Genomic DNA, 19,384 nt, shown 5'->3' on the forward strand with positions numbered 1-19,384 from the left:
CCGCGCTCAGCCGGGCAGGTGCTCGAGCACGTAGTCGGCCGAGGACACCTTGAACTCGCCCGGCGCCTCCACGAACAGCGCCCGGACCACGCCGTCCTCCGCGTACAGCGCGAAGCGGCGTGCGCGCAGGCCCATGCCGTAGCCGCTGGCGTCCATCTCCAGGCCCAGGGCGCGGGTCAGGTCGGCGTTGCCGTCGGACACCAGCTGCAGCCCTTCCGGCGCGTCCAGGGTGCGGCCCCAGGCCTGCATCACGAACGGGTCGTTGACCGCCATGCACACCACCTCGATGCCGCGGCTGCGGAAGTCGTCGAAGCGCTTGATGAAGCCGGGCAGGTGCTTTTCCGAGCAGGTCGGGGTGAACGCCCCCGGCACCGCGAACAGCACCACCTTGCGGCCCTCGAACAGGGAGGGCGTGTCGATGTTCTCCACGCCTTCGCGGATGCGCTTGAGCACGACTTCGGGGATGGGGTCGCCGATCTGGATGGTCATCGTGGTTCCTCGCGCGGGGCGGATGCGGTGGCTGAACGCAGTCTAGCCGCACGCGGGTGGGGCGTCCGTGCACGGGTGTTGAAACCGCGGCCGCGGCTCCCATCTTGCGGGCATGGCCGCCAGGCGGCCCCGCAGACAGGAGAGTGACGACATGACCATCGTTCGCTACAACACCCTCAACGCCCTGCCGGCGCGCAACCTGCAGGAGGAGTTCAAGCAGGTCTTCGAGCGCTTCTTCGGCGACGTGGCCGGCGACCAGTCCGACGTGGTGACCAGCCAGTGGGCGCCGCGCGTGGACATCAAGGAAGAACACGACCGCTTCGTGATCTTCGCCGACATCCCCGGCGTGGACCCGAAGGACATCGAGGTGCAGATGGACCGCGGCATGCTCACCCTCAAGGGCGAGCGCGCCAGCGAGCAGGAGGACGGGAACGAGCGCTACACCCGCCGCGAGCGCGCGTGGGGCAGCTTCTACCGCCGCTTCGCGCTGCCGGACAGCGCCGACCCGGACGGCATCACCGCCACCGGCCGCAACGGCGTGCTGCGCATCGACATCCCCAAGCGCCCGGAGACCACGCCGCGCCGCATCGAGGTGAACTGAGGCCGCGCCCCGGCCGTCCGCCCGCGCGGGCGGACGGAACCGGGAGCGGCGTCCGGTCGCCGCGCCGCGGCGCGGCGACGGCAGGCCTTAGAATTCCGGCCCGTGGCGTCCGCGCCGCGGGCCGTCGTGTTTCCAGCCCCGGGCGACGCCGGGGCGCCAGCAGGGTAGTTGCATGGAGTTCAAGGATTACTACGCGATCCTCGGGGTCGAGCCCGGCGCGGGCGAGGCCGAGATCCGCTCGGCCTACCGCCGGCTGGCCCGCAAGTACCACCCGGACGTGAGCAAGGAGCCGGACGCGGAGGAGAAGTTCAAGGCCGTGGGCGAGGCCTACGAGGCGCTGCGCGACCCGCAGAAGCGCGCGGCCTACGACCAGCTGCGCGCGCGCGGCTACCGCCCCGGCCAGGAGTTCCATCCGCCGCCGGGCGGCTTCGACGGCGCCGGCTTCGACTTCGACGAGATCTTCGGCGACATCGGCGGCCGCCCCGGCGGCGGCTTCAGCGATTTCTTCGAGAGCCTGTTCGCGCGCCAGCGTGCCGGTGCGCGCGGCCCCGGCGCGGCCGGTGGCGCGCAGCCGCGCGGCGATACCCGCGCCAAGCTGGCGGTGCCGCTGGAGGCGGTCTACCGCGGCGACAGCGTGCGCATCACCCTCAACGGCCGCCAGCTGGACGTGAAGGTGCCCAGGGGCATCCGCGCCGGGCAGTCGATCCGGCTGGCCGGCCAGGGCAACGGCGGCGGCAACCTGCTGCTGGAGATCGAGTACCAGGCCCACCCGCAGTTCGAGGTGGACGGGCGCAACATCCTCTACACCCTGCCGCTGCCGCCGTGGCAGGCGGCGCTGGGCACCACGGTCACGGTGCCGACCCTGGGCGGCCCGGTGGAACTGCGCGTGCCGCCGGATTCGGACAGCGGGCGCAAGCTGCGCCTGCGCGGCCGCGGCCTGCCGGGCACCCCGCCGGGCGACCAGATCGTGGAGCTGGAAGTGCAGGCGCCGGCGCCGACCACCGAGGCCCAGCGCAAGGCCTACCGCGACCTGGGCCGCGCGTTCGGGGAGTAACGGGCGCGGCCCCGGCGCGCCGCGCATCCATGCCCGCCGTCCGCGGAAGGGGGCGCCTCCAGCTTTCCACCGCCGCCGGTGCCGAGGCCGCAGGCTCCCGGCGGCTCGTCCCGCCCCGGGAGCTCCGTGTCGTCGCGGGTGTGAACGTCACTGCTCCGCTTGCGCGGCACGACGGCGACAGGCCGGCGCGCGCAACGCCGGCGACCAGGCGGGTCAGGCCGAGCCGTCGGAAGGCTGTGCCGGCGCGGCGGCACCCTGGCCCAGCAGCCGGTTGATGACCTCGGCCAGCTCGGCCTCGGAGAACGGCTTGGTCAGGTAGGCGCGCGCGCCCTGGCGCATGCCCCACATGCGGTCGGTGTCCTGGTCCTTGGTGGTGACCAGCACCACCGGGATGTCGCGGGTCGAAGCCTCGCGCGACAGGGTGCGGGTGGCCTGGAAGCCGTTGAGGTTGGGCATGACCACGTCCATCAGGATCAGGTCCGGCAGCTCGGCCTTGGCCACTTCCACCCCGGCAGCGCCGTCCTCGGCGGTGAGCGTCTGGTGGCCTAGCTTCTCGACGATCCGCTGGATGCCCAGGAGCTGGGAGGGCGAATCGTCCACGATCAGGATGCGGGCCATGCGGAATCCCCGTTGTTTTCCCCTTTGCCGGCGAGTGTAGTCGGTGGTGGCCCCTGTCGGAAGCCGCCGCCGGACGGGCGGTAGCGCGTGCGGGCTGGGCCGGGCCTAGAATCGGCGACCGGCCGCAGCCGGCGGCCGGACCTTTCGGGGAGGGAAGGAATGGCAACGATCCGCATCACCCTGGCGCGGGCCGCCTGCGCCATGCTGTTGGTTTTCCCGCTTGCAGCCGCCGCGGCGGCCGCGCAGGAACCGGACGCCGCCGGCGCCCGGCAGTGGCGTTTCGGCAGCACGCCGGTGTGGCAGGACGAGTTCGAAGGTGAAGGCCCGCCGGACCCGGCGCGCTGGAGCTTCGACATCGGCGGCCACGGCTGGGGCAACAACGAACTGCAGTACTACACCGACCAGCTGGCCAACGCATTCGTCGCCGACGGCCTGCTCACGATCGTGGCCCGCAAGCAGCGCGCCGGGAAGCTGCGCTACACCTCCGCGCGCCTGGTCTCGCGCGGCAAGGGCGATTTCCGCTATGGCCGGATCGAGTTCCGCGCGCGGTTGCCGGTGGCGCGCGGCAGCTGGCCGGCGCTGTGGATGCTGCCGACCGACAACAAGTACGGCAACTGGCCGCGCTCGGGCGAGATCGACGTCATGGAGCACGTCGGCTTCGACCGCGGCGTGGTCCACCAGACCGTGCACACCCAGGCCTACAACCACACCAAGGGCACGCAGCGGGCGGCGCAGAAGCGGGTGGAAGAGGTGGACACCAGGTTCCACCGCTACCGGGTCGACTGGACCCCGGACTACATCCACGGCTACATCGACGACGAGAAGGTGTTCGAGTTCGCCAACGAGGGCACCGGCCCGGACGCCTGGCCGTTCGACCAGCGCTTCCACCTGGTGATGAACCTGGCCGTGGGCGGCAACTGGGGCGGCGTGCAGGGCGTGGACGATGCCGCCTTCCCGATCTGGCTGGAGGTGGACTACGTGCGGGTCTACCCGCTGGAGGATGCGCCGCAGTAGGCCCGCGGCGCGGCGCCGGGGCCTGGCGGGTCCCGGCGCCGGCCGCCGGAGGCCGTCCGGCGCGGCGGGTAGCGCACCCGGCGCCCGCGCCGCGCCCTTACCCGATCCGCACCACCGTGCGGCCCAGCGACTGCCCGGCCAGCATGCGTCCGAACACCTGCGGCAGCTCCTCCAGGGTGACCTCGGCGGTGGCGATGGCGTCCAGCCGTGCCGGCTTCCACTCGTCCGCCAGCAGCGCCCAGATGTCGTCGCGGATGTCGCGCGCCGTGCCTGCCGAACCGATGCCCAGCAGCGACACCCCGCGCAGGATGAAGGGCATCACCGTCAGCGCGTCCAGTCCCGGGCTGGCGGCCAGGCCGGCGGCGGCAACGTTGCCGTAGGGCGCGGTCTGCGCCAGCAGGCTGACCAGCATCGGCCCGCCGACGTTGTCCAGGCCGCCGCCGAAGCGCACCGACTCCAGCGGACGGCTGGCCTCCAGCGCCTCGCGGCCCAGCACCTGGCTGGCGCCCAGCGACCTCAGGTATCCGGCCTGGTCGGCCTTGCCGCTGACCGCGTGCACCTCGTAGCCGGCCTTGCTGAAGATCGCCACCGCCATCGAACCGACGCCGCCGGTGGCGCCGGTCACCGCCAGCGGGCCCAGCTCCGGGCGCTGGCGGTTCTCGCGCATGCGGTACAAGGCCAGGGCCGCGGTGAAGCCGGCCGTGCCCAGGACCATGCTCTGGCGCAGGTCCAGGCCGCGGGGCAGGGCGACCACCCATTCGGCCGGCAGCCGCACGTAGGCCGAGTAGCCGCCATCGCGGGTCTCACTGAGGCCGCAGCCGGTGACCAGCACCTCGTCGCCCTCGCGGAACTTCGGATCGGTGGAGGCAACCACGTGGCCGGCCACGTCGATCCCGCCCACCAGCGGGAAGCGGCGCAGGATCTTGCCCTTGCCGGTGCCGGCCAGCGCGTCCTTGTAGTTGACCGAGGACCAGGCGGCCTTGACCACGACCTCGCCCGGGGACAGGTCGTCGAGCGTGACCTGCTCGATGCCGCTGCGGTAGCCGGCCTCGTCGTTGTGGATGCGGAACGCGGGGAAGGGAGCGGCAAGCGACATGGTTGGTCCTCCGTCGTCCCGGTGCCGCCGGGACCAGTTCCCGGATTTTCGCGAGCGGACGCGTGAAAGCAAAGCGGCGCCGTGGCCGGGGCGTGGCATGGGAGCACAGGCCCATCCATGCACTGCAGGCAGCGTGCGCGGCGAGGCGCGACGGTTTACTTCATGAGGCTGCGGCGCTTCCCGTCGATCCGCGCCGGGAAAGCGCCAAGGCGCTGGCGACGTGTGGCGCGTCGCCACGCGCCAGCGGCCTGGCCGCCATCACGGCGGTTTACTTCATGACGCTGCGGCGCTTCTCGTCGATCCACTTGCTCGCCTGCGCCGGCTGGTAATCCCGCATCCACGCCAGCATCTGGTCGATGTCGCTGCCGTACCACAGGTCGGCGCGCTGGTCCGGGTGCAGGAAGCGCTCCTGGACCATGCGGTCGATCATGCCGATCAGCGGGGCGTAGAAGCCCTCGATGTCGAGGAAGGCGCAGGGCTTGTTGCCGATGCCCAGCTGGCGCCAGGTCAGCATCTCGAAGATCTCCTCCATGGTGCCGAAGCCGCCGGGCAGGGCGACGAAGGCGTCGGAGAGCTCGAACATGCGCATCTTGCGCTCGTGCATGGAGCCGACGATCTCCAGCTCGGTCAGGCCGCGGTGGGCCACTTCCCAGTCGGCCAGCTGCCGGGGGATCACGCCGGTGACCTCGCCGCCGGCGGCCAGCACCGCGTTGGCGACGGTGCCCATCAGGCCGACGTTGCCGCCGCCGTAGACCAGGCGCAGGCCGTCGCGGGCGATGCGCTCGCCCAGGGCGATGGCGCGCTCGGCGTAGGCGGGCTTGGAACCGGCATTGGAGCCGCAATAGACGCAGATAGAACGCATGGATCAGTTCCGTTGGGGGAGGGATGGGGGAATGCCGGGGCGCATGGGGCGCTGTTCAGCCGTTGCCGCGGTCGCGGCGCAGCCAGACCAGGACGGCCAGGGCGAGGAAGGCCACGCCGACGGCGCTGAAGCCGGGGCGTCCCCCATGGACGGCGCCGAGGATGAAGAGCACGCCGGCGGCGCCGTACAGGGCGGCGGTGGCGCGGGGTGGAAGTCCCTTGTTTTCCATCGCTCAGCTCCTGGTTTGGCCGGAACCGGAAAAACGCGAAGCCGGGCATTGGCCCGGCTTCGTGCCATGGCTCGGGAGAGCCTGGCTGGCGCCGTGGCTGCCCGAGGCAGCCCGGCGTCGTGCCGTAACCCCAGGTTGGGGGCGGCCCGCGCCAACGGCGCGGAACGGCGGGATGGCAGTACGCATGCAGGCATCCGCCGCGCGGATGCCTGCCTCCACGAGGCGAGCTCAGTTCGCCTTGTGGATGGCGCGCTTGTCCACCGCCATGGCGGCATCGTGGATCGCCTCCGACAGGGTCGGGTGGGCGTGGCAGATGCGCGCCAGGTCCTCGGCCGAGCCGCTGAACTCCATGGTCAGCACGCCCTCGTGCACCAGCTCGGAGGCGTTCGGGCCGATGATGTGCAGGCCCAGCACGCGGTCGGTCTCGGCGTGGGCCAGGACCTTCACGAAGCCCGTGGCCTCGGCCATGGCCACGGCGCGGCCGACGGCGGCGAACGGGAAGCTGCCGGCCTTGTAGGGCACGCCCTCGGCCTTGAGCTGCTGCTCGGTCTTGCCGACCCAGGCGATCTCCGGCGAGGTGTAGATCACGTAGGGGATGGTGTCGAAGTTGACGTGGCCCGGCAGGCCGGCGATCAGCTCGGCCACGGCGATGCCTTCCTCGAAGCCCTTGTGCGCCAGCATCGGGCCGCGCACGCAGTCACCGACCGCCCAGACGCCGTCCACGCCGGTGTGGCAGTGCTCGTCCACCACGATCTGGCCGCGCTCGTTGACCTGCACGCCGGTGCCCTCGGCCAGCAGGCCGCGGGTGGCGGCACGGCGGCCCACGGCCACCAGCAGCTTGTCGACCACCAGGGTCTGCTCGCCCTTGTCGTCGGCGAAGGTGATGGCGACTTCCTTCTTCTTGCCCTTGCCGGTGACCTCGGCCTTGGAGACCTTGGCGCCCAGCTTGATGTCCAGGCCCTGCTTCTTGAACTCGCGCGCGGCCAGCTTGGAGACCTCGGCGTCGGCGGCCGGCAGGAACTCCGGCATCGCCTCGAGGATGGTGACCTCGGCGCCCAGGCGCTTCCACACGCTGCCCAGTTCCAGGCCGATGACGCCGGCGCCGATCACGGCCAGCCGCTTCGGGACCTCGGTGAAGTCCAGCGCGCCGACGTTGTCGACGATGTTCTCGCCGTCGAACTTCGCGAACGGCAGCTCGATCGAATCCGAGCCGGCGGCCAGGATCACGTTGCTGCCCTTGAGTTCGACCTCGGAACCGTCGTGCTGCTTGACCTTGACCACGTTGCCCGGCTGCAGCTGGGCGAAGCCGTAGTACGGGGCGACCTTGTTGGCCTTGAACAGCATGGCGATGCCGCCGGTGAACTGCTTAACGATGCCGTCCTTGCGGGCGATCATCTTCGGCACGTCGATCGCGGCGTCCTTGAAGCTGATGCCGTGCTGGTCGAACTTGTGCAGCATGTTCTCGTACTGGTGGGTCGAGTCCAGCAGCGCCTTGGACGGGACGCAACCCACGCGCAGGCAGGTGCCGCCCAGGGCCGGCTTGCCGTCCTTGCCCAGCGCGGCGTCGATGCAGGCGGTCTTCAGGCCCAGCTGCGCGGCGCGGATCGCGGCGTGGTAGCCGGCGGGGCCGGCACCGATGACGACGACGTCGAACTGTTCGCTCATTTGATTCGCTCTGTGATTCGGGATTGGTGATTAGTGATTCGAAAAGCGGGAAGCGGCGCGCAGCGGCGCCGCCGGTCCCGAATCCCGAATCCCGACTCTCGGCTCTTACAGACCGAACAGGATGCGGTTCGGATTCTCGAGCTGGTTCTTGATGTCCACCAGGAACTGCACCGCGTCCTTGCCGTCGATGATGCGGTGGTCGTAGGACAGGGCGATGTACATCATCGGCGCGATCACGACCTGGCCGTTCTCGGCGATCGGGCGCTCCTTGATGGCGTGCATGCCCAGGATGGCGCTCTGCGGCGGGGTGACGATCGGGGTCGACATCAGCGAGCCGAAGGTGCCGCCGTTGGTGATGGTGAAGGTGCCGCCCTGGAGATCCTCCAGGCCCAGCTTGCCGTCGCGCGCCTTCTTGGCGTACTCGGCGATGCCCTTCTCGATGTCGGCGAAGGACATGCGCTCGACGTTGCGCAGCACCGGGGTGACCAGGCCCTTGTCGGTGGACACGGCGATCGAGATGTCCGAGTAGCCGTGGTAGATGATGTCGTCGCCGTCGACCGAGGCGTTGATGATCGGGAAGCGCTGCAGGGCGTTGGCGGCGGCCTTCACGAAGAAGCTCATGAAGCCCAGCTTGATGCCGTGGGTCTTCTGGAAGTCCTCCTGCAGTTCCTTGCGCGCGGCCGAGACCTTGGCCAGGTTGACCTCGTTGAACGAGGTCAGCATGGCGATGGAGTCCTTGGACTGCATCAGGCGCTCGGCGATGCGCTTGCGGATGCGGGTCATCGGCACGCGCTCCTCGGGGCGCGCGCCGCCGGCCTTGCCGGCGCCGCCGGTGCGGGCGTAGTTGAGGATGTCCTCCTTGGTCACCGCGCCGCGGCGACCGGTGCCCTCGACCTGCGACGGGTCCACGCCCTCGCGGATGGCGGTGGCGCGGGCGCCCGGGGGCAGTTCGCCGCCGGCGGCCTTGGCGGCCGGGGCCGGGGCCGCCGCCTTGGCCGGGGCTTCGGCCTTCGGGGCCTCGGCCTTGGGCTCTTCCGCCTTCTTCTCTTCCGCCGGGGCCGCGGCGGCCACCGCGCCTTCCTCGATGATCGCCAGCACCTGCTGGCTGGTCACCGTGTCGCCCTCGGAGAACTTGATCTCCTTCAGCACGCCGTCGACCGGCGAGGGGACCTCGAGCACGACCTTGTCGGTCTCCAGGTCCACGAGGTTCTCGTCGCGCTTGACCGAGTCACCGGCCTTCTTGTGCCAGCTGGCGATGGTGGCGTCGGAGACGGATTCGGGGAGGACCGGAACTTTGACTTCGGTGGCCATGGGGCGTCCTTGGGGCGTATGTCGGTAGGGCGGAAAGGCGGTGTTTTGTGGTGCCGTCGATTATTCGGCGACGATCTGGCTGCCGGGCGGGTTGACCAGCGCGTCGGCGACCAGCTGCTGCTGCTCGGCCACGTGGTCGGCGAAATGGCCGACGGCGGGCGAGGGCGAGCGGCTGCGGCCGGCGTAGCTGAGCGCCTGGCCCTTGGCCAGGCAGGCCTGCAGGTGGTGCTTGATCTGGTACCAGGCGCCCTGGTTCTGCGGTTCTTCCTGGCACCAGATGACATCGGCGGCCTTGCCGTACTTCTGCAGTTCGGCCGACAGCAGGGCGCGCGGGAACGGGTACAGCTGCTCGACGCGGATGATGGCCACGTCGTCCTGGCCGCGCTTCTGCGCGTCCTCCAGCAGGTCGTAGTAGACCTTGCCCGAGCACAGCACCACGCGCTTGACCTTCTTGGGGTCGGCGGAGGCGTCCGGGATCAGGTGCTGGAACTCGCCGTTGGCCAGCTCGTCCAGGGTGGACACGGCCAGCTTGTGGCGCAGCAGCGACTTCGGCGACATGACCACCAGCGGCTTGCGGGTGCTCATCTTCATCTGCCGGCGCAGCATGTGGAAGCACTGGGCCGGGGTGGTGGGCACGCAGACCAGCATGTTCTCCAGCGCGCACAGCTGCAGGAAGCGCTCCAGGCGCGCGGAGCTGTGCTCCGGGCCCTGGCCTTCGTAGCCGTGCGGCAGCAGCAGGGTCAGGCCGGAGATGCGGCCCCACTTGGCCTCGCCGGCGGCGATGAACTGGTCGATCACCACCTGGGCGCCGTTGGCGAAGTCGCCGAACTGGGCTTCCCAGATGTCCAGGGTGTTCGGGTCGGTGGTGGAGAAACCGTACTCGAACGCCATCACCGCCTCCTCGCTCAGCAGCGAGTCGATCACGGTGCAGCGCTCGGGGCTTTCGACCAGCTGCCGCAGCGGCATGTAGTACGCGTCGGTCTTCTGGTCGTGCAGGATCGCGTGGCGGTGGAAGAAGGTGCCGCGGCCGGCGTCCTGGCCGACCAGGCGCAGGCCATGGCCCTCGGCCAGCAGGGTGGCGTAAGCCAGGTTCTCGGCGAAGCCCCAGTCGCCCGGCAGCTCGCCGGCGCTCATCTTGAGGCGGTCGTCGTAGATCTTGGCCACGCGCGGGTGCAGCACCACGCCCTGCGGGATGGTGTTGATCAGCTTGGCCAGCTGCTGCAGCGTGCCCTTCTTGACCCGGGTATCGACCGGATCGGAAACCTTGCCCGACAGGTACTTGGACCAGTCGATGGTCAGCTCGTAGTCCTCGGGCTTGGAGGGCGCCAGCTCGGTGGTGACCTCGCCGGCGTCGAGCTTGTTGCGGTAGCCGTCGACCAGCACCTTGCCCTCGTCGGGGGCGATCACGCCTTCCTTCTCCAGCTTGCTGGCGTACAGCTCGCGGGTGGTCGGGTGCTTGCGGATGGTCTGGTACATCACCGGCTGGGTCGCCGCCGGCTCGTCGGCCTCGTTGTGGCCGTGGCGGCGGTAGCAGACCAGGTCGATGACCACGTCCTTCTTGAACTTCTGGCGGAACTCGTAGGCCAGCTTGGCCACGAACACCACCGCCTCCGGGTCGTCGCCGTTCACGTGGAACACCGGGGCGCCGACCATCTTGGCCACGTCGGTGCAGTACAGCGTGGAGCGGGCGTCTTCCTTGTTGCTGGTGGTGAAGCCGACCTGGTTGTTGACCACGATGTGCACGGTGCCGCCGACGGCGAAGCCGCGCGCCTGCGACATCTGGAACAGCTCCATCACCACGCCCTGGCCGGCGAACGCGGCGTCGCCATGGATCAGGACCGGCAGGACCTTGCTGCGCTCGGTGTCGCCGCGGCGCTCCTGGCGCGAGCGGGCGGAGCCGGCGACCACCGGGTCGACGATCTCCAGGTGCGAGGGGTTGAAGGCCAGGGCCAGGTGGACCGGGTCGCCCGGGGTGGCGATGTCGGCCGAGAAGCCCATGTGGTACTTCACGTCGCCGGCGTGGGCCACGGCGTCGTGCTCGAACTTGCCCTCGAACTCGTCGAACAGCTTGCGCGGGTTCTTGCCGAGGGTGTTGACCAGGACGTTCAGGCGGCCGCGGTGGGCCATGCCGATGACGATGTCCTTGACCTTGTCGACGCCGGCCTGGCGGACCACGGTGTCCAGCAGCGGGATCAGCGATTCGCCGCCTTCCAGCGAGAAGCGCTTCTGGCCGACGTACTTGGTGTGCAGGTAGCGCTCCAGGCCCTCGGCGGCGGTCAGCCGCTCCAGCACGCGCTTGCGGGTCTCGGCGCTGAGGTTGTAGTCGCCGCCGGCCAGCTCCAGGCGCTGGTACAGCCACTGGCGCTGCTCGACCTCGGCCATGTGCATGAACTCGGCGCCGATCGAGCCGGTGTAGGTCGCCTTCAGGCGCGCCAGCAGGTCGCGCAGCTTCATCCGCGGCTGGCCGGCCAGGCCACCGGTGCTGAACTCGGCGTCCAGGTCGCGCTCGGACAGGTTGTGGAACTCCAGGCCCAGGTCCGGCGGGTTCATCGGCGGGGTCAGGCCCAGCGGATCGAGCCTGGCGCCGAGGTGGCCGCGGGAACGGTAGGCGGTGATCAGGCGGCCGACGTTGCGCTCGCGCTCGTCGCCGGCACCCTGCGCCACCGGCGCGGCATTGGCGGCGTTGCGGGCGGCCTCGGCCACGTGGGCGATGACCGCCGAGTGCGGCACGTCTCCGGCTTCGCGTCCCTTGAACCCGTCGAAGTAGGCCTTCCACTTCGGGTCCACGCTGTCGGGGGAGACCAGGTACTGCTCGTACAGGTCCTCGATGAAGGCGGCATTGCTGCCGAGCTGCGAAGACTGCGCAAACTGCTTGAGTAGGTTGTCCACGATATGTCGCGTCTGGAGGATGGGCGGGCGCGCCGCTGACCCCGGAACCTGGCCCCTTGGCCGGCCCGGAAAGCCGCAAAAGTATAACCCCCATTCATTCGCGGGGGGCCTTATCCAAAGGGTGGATGGCCTGTTCCAGCTGTGTATCGTCTGGTCCTGTTCACACTCGCCGGATGCGACGCCGGCCGGCTGCCTGCACCGCAACGTGACGCCGCGCACGGGCGCCGCGCTGGAACCGGTTACGCGCCGGTCAGCCCAGCGCGCGCAGTTCAGTGCACGGTCGCGAGCGCTCCCACGCCGGTTCGAAGGCATGGGCCAGGCGGCGTGCGGCCGGGCCGTCCTCGATCCCGCCTTCGCCCTCGAAGCGCTGCCCCAGCGGCCGGAACAGCGCGCCGCCGGCGTCGTTGAAGGCATAGGCCGAGGGATAGCGCGCGTCCACCGGGTCGGCGACCTCGCGCAGCTCGAACACGCTGGGCAGGCGCTGGGCCAGGGCCAGCAGCGGCGCGTCCTCGCGCTGCGGGGCGGCGGCATCCTGCAGCAGGATCCGCACCTGGCGGCGACCGGGGCGGGTGGCGAAGCGGCGCAGGGCGTCGACCACCTCGCGCCGGTCCAGCAGGCCGGGGTCGAGGGCGCGGCTGTAGATGCCCAGCCCGCGGCGGGCATGGGCGGCCAGGCCGAGCAGGACCGCGGCGGCGGCCTCGGCGTCTTCCACCGGACTGGCCCCGGGCAGGCGCCGGGCCATGCGCCGGTGCTCGATCCCGGCTTCGGTGAATACCGGCCCGCAGGGCACGAAGCCGGCGCGGGCGTAGAACGCCAGGGCGTGCAGCTGCGCGTGCAGGCCCACTTCGGCCCAGCCCTGGGCACGGGCATGGGCGACCAGGGCTGCCAGCATGGCCTCGCCGATGCCGCGGCCGCGGTGGCGGGGCAGCACCGCCATGCGGCCGATACGGCGGTCCGGGGTCAGGCGCGCGGTGCCGACCGGGGTGCCGTCGGCGTCCCGGGCCAGGACGTGGATGCTGACCGGGTCCAGCGCGTCGCGCTCCAGTTCCACCGGCACGCCCTGGCCTTCCACGAACACCGTGGTGCGCACCGCGTGCACGGCGGCGTGCTCGCGGGCGTAGTCGGCCAGGGCGACGGCGGCCGGGCTCATTCGCCTTCGGCCTCTTCCCCGGCGTCGTCCCCGCCGGCACCGGTGTCCAGGCCGTAATGGCCGGCCTGGTACAGGGCGAAGGCGGCATCGCGGCCGGCGGCCGACAGGCGCTGCCAGGCGCCCAGGTCCAGCATGCCGGCGTCGGCCAGGTAGCGGGCGTCGGCCAGCGGCAGCTCCAGGGTCTGGCCGCTGCAGTACAGGCTGGCGTTGCCGCCGTCGTGGCGGCGGCGCCAGGCCAGGCGCGAAGCCGGGTGGCGGTGCAGGGTGCCGCCCTGGGCCAGCACTTCCTCCACGCCTTCGCGTGGCAGTTCGCGGCCGGAGGGCATGACCTCGCCAGCGGCACGGTAGGTGGTGATGAAGCGGCCGAACCAGTCGCCGAGCCGGTCCGGGTCGTTCATGCGGATGGCGTTGAGCGCCTCGACCACGCGGTTCATCGCAGCCACGTCGATCTCGTTGGGGTCGGCCGGCAGGGCCAGGTCCTCGTCGTGGTAGCGGATCGCCTCGTCGGCGCCCAGCAGCACCTCGTCCAGCCAGTCGCCCATCAGCTCGGCGGCCGAGGGGGCGCGCATGCCCACCGAGAAGGTCAGGCAGGGATCCTCGGCCACGCCGTGGTGCGGCACCAGCGGCGGCAGGTAGAGCATGTCGCCCGGGGCCAGCACCCAGTCGTGGGTCGGGTTGAACTGGCGCAGCAGCTTGATCGCCACGTCCTCGCGGAAGGACAGGTCCGGCGCCGGGCGGCCCATCGCCACCGAGGCGTCGATCATCCAGCGGCGGTGGCCGTGGGCCTGCAGCAGGAACACGTCGTAGTGGTCGACATGGGCGCCGACCGAGCCGCCGGTGGCGGCGAAGCTGATCATGATGTCGTCGATGCGCCAGCGCGGCAGGAAGCGGAAGTGCTCCAGCAGGGCGGCCACGTCCGGGTCCCACTTGTCCACGTCCTGGACCAGCAGGGTCCAGTCGTGGTCGGGCATGCCCGGGAAGTCCTCCTCCTGGAAGGGGCCGTGGCGCACGTCCCAGGCGTCGTTGCCGCGGTCGTGGCTGATCAGCCGCGCCAGCACGCCTTCCTCGCAGGCCAGTCCGGCCAGGTCCTCGGGCATCACCGGGGGCTGGAAGCCGGGGAAGGCGTTGCGGACCAGCAGCGGACGCTTGTGCCAGTAGTCGCGCAGGAAGGCCTGCGGCGACATGCCCAGTGGCTGGTTGGCGGTGGCATCGACCTCGAACGGCAGGGCGCGGGCGCGCGGGGCGGCCTTGGCGGCCGGCTTGCGTGCGGGGCGGGCCGGAGTGGCGGCCCTGGCCGCCCGGGCACTCCTGGCGGGCTTGATGGTCCGGGCAGCCTTGGCGGCTTTCGTGGTCTTGCTGGCCTTGGTGGTCTTGGGGGATTTCGCGGGGCGCTTGGAGGTCATGGGGTGTTCCGGTCGGGCACGCGGGGGCCGCGGCGCGCGTAGGCGCTTGCGCGGTGCGGTGCGGCGACGTCGATGTGGGTGGGCATGGAATCGGCTTGGCGCGCAGCCCGGGGCCGCGGCACGGGCGGGCGGTGGCCTCGGCCGGCAGGATAGCGCAGGGGGCGGAGCCGGCCTTGAGCAGGCTCAAGCGGATGCGGGGCGCCCCCGGAAAAGGCCCGGCCCGCTGTTGCGGGCCGGGAGGGTGGATCAGATCTCGCGCGCCAGGCGTTCGGCCAGGCCGGTGTAGCCGGCCGGGGTCAGCGCGGCCAGGCGGGCGCGGGCCTCCTCCGGCAGGTCCAGCGAGGCGATGAAGGCGCGCATGGCCTCCGCGTCGATGCCATGGCCGCGGGTCAGGGCCTTGAGCTGCTCGTACGGGTTGGGCAGGCCGTGGCGCCGCATCACCGTCTGCACGGCCTCGGCCAGCACTTCCCAGGCCGCGTCCAGGTCGGCCTGCAGGCGCTGCGGGTTCACTTCCAGCTTGCCCAGGCCCTTGGCCAGCGAGTCCAGGGCCACCTGGGTGTGGCCGAAGGCGGTGCCCAGGGCGCGCAGCACGGTGGAGTCGGTGAGGTCGCGCTGCCAGCGGCTGATCGGCAGCTTGGCCGAGAAGTGCTCGAACAGGGCGTTGGCGATGCCGAAGTTGCCCTCGGCGTTCTCGAAGTCGATCGGATTGACCTTGTGCGGCATGGTCGAGGAGCCGATCTCGCCTTCCTTGAGCTTCTGCTTGAAATAGCCCAGCGAGATGTAGCCCCAGATGTCGCGGGCCAGGTCGACCAGCACGGTGTTGGCGCGGCGCACCGCGTCGCCCAGCTCGGCGACGTTGTCGTGCGGCTCGATCTGGGTGGTGTAGGGGTTGAACGGCAGGCCCAGCGACTCGACGAAACGGCGGGCGAAGGCTGGCCAGTCCACGTCCGGGTAGCTGATGGCGTGGGCGTTGTAGTTGCCGACCGCGCCGTTGATCTTGCCGCTCAGCTCGACCGCGGCGATCTGCCTGCGCTGGCGCTCCAGGCGCGCGACCACGTTGGCGATCTCCTTGCCCAGGGTGGTGGGCGAGGCGGTCTGGCCGTGGGTGCGCGACAGCATCGGCTGGCCGGCCTGCTCGTGGGCCAGCTTGCGCAGGGTGGCGGTGACGCCGTCCAGCGCCGGCAGCAGCACCTCGTCGCGCGCCTGGCGCAGCATCAGGGCGTAGGACAGGTTGTTGATGTCCTCGCTGGTGCAGGCGAAGTGCACGAACTCCAGTGCCGGGCCCAGCTCGGCGTCGTCGCGCAGCTGCTCCTTGATGAAGTACTCCACCGCCTTGACGTCGTGGTTGGTGGTGCGCTCGATTTCCTTGACCCGCGCGGCATGGGCCACCGAGAAGCCGTCGGCCAGTGCGCGCAGGCGCTGGCGCGCGCCTTCGGAGAACGCCGGCAGCTCGGCGATGCCCGGCTCGGCGGCCAGGGCCAGCAGCCACTCGATCTCCACCCGCACGCGGGCGCGGATCAGGCCGTACTCGGAAAAGATCGGGCGCAGGGCGTCGACCTTGCCGGCGTAGCGGCCGTCGAGCGGGGACAGGGCGAGCAGGGCGGAATCCGTCATTGGAAGGCGGCTGGCTGGGAAACAGGGCGGCATAGTTTAAGGCGTGCACGCGGGACGTGCCGGGCGGGGCGCCTGGCGCGTCGCCACGCGCCGGCGATTCTGGCGCAGCACAGCGCATTGGGGCGAGAACCTGGCCTGGTTGGGGCCCCTCGGCCAGGTGGCCGGCTTCGGGCGGAGCCGCGGCGCTCCGTGGGTGCGGCGCATCGCGCGACTCCGCCATCCTGGCTCCAACGCGCGACCGCAGGCCATCCATGGCCTGCTTGCGCCGCACCCACGCACCACCGCGTCTTCGGGCACGTCCGGGTCGCGGCTCCGACCGGAGCCCGCCACGGCAAGCGGCCGGAGTCCTGGGGGCATGCACGCCACCACCCAGGCGATCGCGCCCGCTTTGGGCGCTTCGCTTGTCCGTGCCGCGGGGAGTACGCAGCACAGTTGCATGACCGGAACAGACCGGGGCCGCGGAGTGGCGACAGCCATGGACACCGGCGGGGGTATGCTCGCCGCGATCCCCAAACGCCGGAGACGGCCATGAGTCCATCCCCCGCACGTTCCCCCCGCGCCAGGAAGTCCCCGGCGCGGCCCCAAACCACCGCGCCGGCCCGGCGCACCCGGGTCGAGCACGACAGCATGGGCGAGCTGCAGGTTCCCGCCGACGCCCTGTGGGGCGCGCAGACCCAGCGCGCGGTGCAGAACTTCCCGGTGTCCGGGCGGCCGATGCCACGCGGCTTCATCCGCGCCCTCGGCCTGGTCAAGGCCGCCGCGGCCGAGGTCAACGCCGGCCTGGGCCTGCTGCCCAAGAACGTGGCCGGCGCGATCCGCGCAGCGGCGCTGGAGGTGGCCGAAGGCCTGCACGACGCCCACTTCCCGGTGGACATCTACCAGACCGGCTCGGGCACCTCGTCCAACATGAATGCCAACGAGGTGATCGCCAGCCTGGCCAATGCCTCGGGCAAGGCCGGCAAGCGCGCCGTGCATCCCAACGACCACGTCAACCTGGGGCAGAGTTCCAACGACGTGGTGCCCACCGCGATCCGCGTGTCCGCCCAGCTGGCGGTGGTCGAGGACCTGCTGCCGGCGATCCGCCACCTGCGTCGCACCATCGAGAAACGCGCCCGCGAACTGCGCAAGGTGGTCAAGACCGGCCGCACCCACCTGATGGATGCGATGCCGCTCACCTTCGGCCAGGAATTCGGGGCCTGGGCCTCGCAGCTGGCCTCCGCCGAAGGCCGCCTGGAGGACGCGCTCAAGCGCTTGCGCCGGCTGCCGCTGGGCGGCACCGCGATCGGCAGCGGCATCAACGCCGACCCGCGCTTCGGCGAACGTGCCGCGCGCGCGCTGTCGCGCCTGGCCGGCACCCGCTTCGAGAGCGCGGCCGACAAGTTCGAGGGCCTGGCCTCGCAGGACGACGCGGTGGAACTGTCCGGCCAGCTCAACGCGCTGGCGGTGGCCCTGATCAAGATCGCCAACGACCTGCGCTGGATGAACTCCGGGCCGCTGGCCGGCCTGGGCGAGGTGGAGCTGCCGGCGCTGCAGCCGGGCAGCTCGATCATGCCGGGTAAGGTCAACCCGGTGATCCCGGAGGCCACGGTGATGGCCGCCGCGCAGGTGATCGGCCACCACACCGCCATTACCGTGGCCGGCCAGACCGGCAACTTCCAGCTCAACGTGACCCTGCCGCTGGTCGCGGCCAACCTGCTCGAATCCGTGCAGCTGCTGTCGAACGTGTCGCGGCTGCTGGCCGACCGTTGCATCGCCGGCCTCAGGGTGCGCACCGACGTGGTGAAGCAGGCGCTGGACCGCAACCCGATCCTGGTCACCGCGCTCAACCCGGTGATCGGCTACGAGAAGGGCGCGGCCATCGCCAAGCAGGCCTACAAGGAAGGCCGTCCGGTGCTGGAGGTGGCGATGAAGGTCACCGGGCTGCCGGAGAAGACCCTGGCCCCGCTGCTGGATCCGGCGCTGCTGGCGCGCGGCGGCATCCACGGCAAACCCGGCGGGGGCGGCGGCTAAAAAAAGAGGGCCGCGCGGGCGGCCCTGGAATCGCCGCGGCGCCGGCCGCGACGTGGGGATTACATCCGCAAGGAGGCGTCGCGTGCGGCGGCGTCCGCCTCGGCGGCGGCATCCAGCTCGAAGCCTGCCGGATCGTCGCCGCCGGCGCTCATCTCGGCGCCGACGCCGACCAGCCCGGCCTGCACCTGCAGCTTGCGCTTGCGCTGGCCGTCCTGGCCGCAGGACTCCACGTCCTCCGGCTCCAGCCGCGCATAGGGCCGGAACTCGGGCAGCGCCGCGGCCAGCGCCTGCTGGGTGGCGAGCAGGCCCGGCAGGCGCCCGCACACCAGTGCGCTGGCTTCGGCCTCGATGCGCTTGCCCTCGGCCTCCATGCGCTTCTCCAGTTCCCCGGTCTTGCCGGTGAGGGCGGCCTTGACCGCGCCGGTTGCGGCGCGCACCCCCAATTCGGCGCCGCGCGAGCCCAGGGCCAGGCCGGCCTGGGCGACGGAGACCAGCTGCCGGCGGTGCGCCAGCAGCAGCTGGCGCTGGGTCTCGTCGATGGCCACCGCCTTGCCTTCGATCAGCAGGTCGCCGGCCGGGGTAATCTCGGCGCGCGGCAGGTCGCTGGTGTCCTTGCCGTACTGCACCCAGTTGCGGTGGCGGCCGCCGATGTTGATGTTCTCTTCCTCCAGCCGGCGCGCGGCGCGGTCCATCGCCGCGCGCACGCTGCGGGTGACGAACGACTCGCCCGGCGCGGCGCTGGCCGGATCGTCGTCTGCCGGCGCGGGTGCTTCCTTGTTGCAACCGGCCAGCGGCAGCAGCGCGGCCAGGGCGAGGGCGAGGATGGGGGCGTGGATGCGCATGCTGGGGCTCCTCAGAGTCGGGCGAATTCGCGCTGCACTTCCGCTTCGCAGTTGTGGACGTCTTCCGGCGTCATGCTGGCGTAGGGCCGGAACTCCGGCACCGCCGCGGCCAGCGCCTGCTGCGAGGCGTACAGCCCGGGCAGGTTGCGGCACAGCTGCAGGATGCCCGGTTCCAGGGTGGAGCGCAGGCTGGACTCCAGCTGGCGCTCCAGGCGGCCGGTCATGGCACTGGCCATCAGCCCCAGCAGGCCTCGGTCGACGACATCCAGCGCGGCGTTGGCCGCCTTCTCACCGACCTCGATCCCGGCCACGGCCACGTCGATCGCCTGCCTGCGGTAGGCCAGCAGCAGCGCGCGCTGGGCGTCGTCGATCGCCACCGCCTTGCCGTCGACCAGCAGGTCGCCGGCCGGGGTGATTTCGCCGCGCGGCAGGTCGTTGCGCGCGTCCTTGTGCTTGTTGGGGCCGACGTACGCACCGACGCCCAGCTCGAGGTTGCCGGACTGCAGCTCGGCGCGGGCCGCGGCCAGCTCGCGCTCG

General features: G+C 71.3%; 16 protein-coding genes and 1 pseudogene. 4 read left to right on the plus strand and 13 right to left on the minus strand.

Annotated elements, in window-relative coordinates:
* Positions 1–6: 6 nt before the first annotated feature.
* Positions 7–489 (minus strand): peroxiredoxin, encoded by a 483-nt coding sequence (locus tag B351_RS0114380; RefSeq protein ID WP_019399735.1) that lies wholly within the window; start codon positions 487–489, stop codon positions 7–9.
* Positions 490–640: 151 nt separating this feature from the next.
* On the opposite strand from B351_RS0114380, the gene B351_RS0114385 reads away from it, so the two are divergent.
* Entirely contained in the window at positions 641–1,090 is a 450-nt protein-coding gene (locus tag B351_RS0114385; protein ID WP_019399736.1) for an Hsp20/alpha crystallin family protein, read from the plus strand.
* Positions 1,091–1,262: 172 nt separating this feature from the next.
* Positions 1,263–2,144, plus strand: coding sequence for a DnaJ C-terminal domain-containing protein (locus B351_RS0114390; protein ID WP_019399737.1), 882 nt, complete (start codon positions 1,263–1,265; stop codon positions 2,142–2,144).
* 213 nt (positions 2,145–2,357) lie between these two features.
* Here the strand turns inward: B351_RS0114390 and pilH are convergent, their stop codons facing one another.
* Entirely contained in the window at positions 2,358–2,762 is a 405-nt protein-coding gene (pilH, locus tag B351_RS0114395) for a twitching motility response regulator PilH (RefSeq protein WP_019399738.1), read from the minus strand.
* A gap of 159 nt (positions 2,763–2,921) precedes the next feature.
* Between pilH and B351_RS0114400 the strand changes: the two genes are divergently transcribed.
* The gene (locus tag B351_RS0114400; RefSeq protein WP_019399739.1) at positions 2,922–3,776 is read left to right on the plus strand and encodes a family 16 glycosylhydrolase; all 855 of its coding nucleotides are present in this window, start codon (positions 2,922–2,924) and stop codon (positions 3,774–3,776) included.
* Positions 3,777–3,873: 97 nt separating this feature from the next.
* Here B351_RS0114400 and B351_RS0114405 read toward each other — a convergent pair whose 3' ends face one another.
* The 9 genes from B351_RS0114405 to purB all read right to left on the minus strand — a co-directional run bounded on the left by B351_RS0114405 (position 3,874) and on the right by purB (position 15,995).
* Entirely contained in the window at positions 3,874–4,872 is a 999-nt protein-coding gene (locus B351_RS0114405) for a YhdH/YhfP family quinone oxidoreductase (RefSeq protein ID WP_019399740.1), read from the minus strand.
* Between the two features lie 268 nt (positions 4,873–5,140).
* Positions 5,141–5,734, minus strand: coding sequence for a TIGR00730 family Rossman fold protein (locus B351_RS0114410; protein WP_019399741.1), 594 nt, complete (start codon positions 5,732–5,734; stop codon positions 5,141–5,143).
* 55 nt (positions 5,735–5,789) lie between these two features.
* Positions 5,790–5,963, minus strand: coding sequence for a hypothetical protein (locus B351_RS0114415; RefSeq protein WP_019399742.1), 174 nt, complete (start codon positions 5,961–5,963; stop codon positions 5,790–5,792).
* A 228-nt stretch (positions 5,964–6,191) separates the two neighbouring features.
* Positions 6,192–7,628 carry a dihydrolipoyl dehydrogenase gene (gene lpdA / locus B351_RS0114420; RefSeq protein WP_019399743.1) on the minus strand — a complete coding sequence of 479 codons (1,437 nt, stop codon included), beginning with the start codon at positions 7,626–7,628 and terminating at the stop codon, positions 6,192–6,194.
* Positions 7,629–7,733: 105 nt separating this feature from the next.
* Complete coding sequence (gene sucB / locus B351_RS0114425; protein ID WP_019399744.1) at positions 7,734–8,939, minus strand: dihydrolipoyllysine-residue succinyltransferase; 1,206 nt, start codon at positions 8,937–8,939, stop codon at positions 7,734–7,736.
* A gap of 60 nt (positions 8,940–8,999) precedes the next feature.
* On the minus strand, positions 9,000–11,828 hold the full coding sequence (locus tag B351_RS0114430) for a 2-oxoglutarate dehydrogenase E1 component (protein ID WP_019399745.1): 2,829 nt from the start codon (positions 11,826–11,828) through the stop codon (positions 9,000–9,002).
* Between the two features lie 250 nt (positions 11,829–12,078).
* Complete coding sequence (locus B351_RS0114435; RefSeq protein ID WP_019399746.1) at positions 12,079–12,978, minus strand: GNAT family N-acetyltransferase; 900 nt, start codon at positions 12,976–12,978, stop codon at positions 12,079–12,081.
* Positions 12,975–14,381: a cupin domain-containing protein gene (locus B351_RS0114440; RefSeq protein ID WP_019399747.1), complete on the minus strand. Its 1,407-nt coding sequence runs from the start codon at positions 14,379–14,381 to the stop codon at positions 12,975–12,977. Before B351_RS0114440 ends, B351_RS0114435 begins: the two co-directional genes overlap by 4 nt.
* Positions 14,382–14,627: 246 nt before the next feature.
* Complete coding sequence (gene purB / locus B351_RS0114445; RefSeq protein WP_019399748.1) at positions 14,628–15,995, minus strand: adenylosuccinate lyase; 1,368 nt, start codon at positions 15,993–15,995, stop codon at positions 14,628–14,630.
* 528 nt (positions 15,996–16,523) lie between these two features.
* On the opposite strand from purB, the gene B351_RS0114450 reads away from it, so the two are divergent.
* Positions 16,524–18,005: an aspartate ammonia-lyase gene (locus B351_RS0114450; RefSeq protein WP_156810477.1), complete on the plus strand. Its 1,482-nt coding sequence runs from the start codon at positions 16,524–16,526 to the stop codon at positions 18,003–18,005.
* A 59-nt stretch (positions 18,006–18,064) separates the two neighbouring features.
* Here B351_RS0114450 and B351_RS0114455 read toward each other — a convergent pair whose 3' ends face one another.
* Positions 18,065–18,847: a hypothetical protein gene (locus B351_RS0114455; RefSeq protein WP_019399750.1), complete on the minus strand. Its 783-nt coding sequence runs from the start codon at positions 18,845–18,847 to the stop codon at positions 18,065–18,067.
* An 11-nt stretch (positions 18,848–18,858) separates the two neighbouring features.
* Positions 18,859–19,384: pseudogene (locus B351_RS17850) on the minus strand (hypothetical protein); the annotation flags it as partial.

Source organism: Pseudoxanthomonas sp. GW2 (genome assembly GCF_000283075.1).
GTDB lineage: Bacteria > Pseudomonadota > Gammaproteobacteria > Xanthomonadales > Xanthomonadaceae > Pseudoxanthomonas.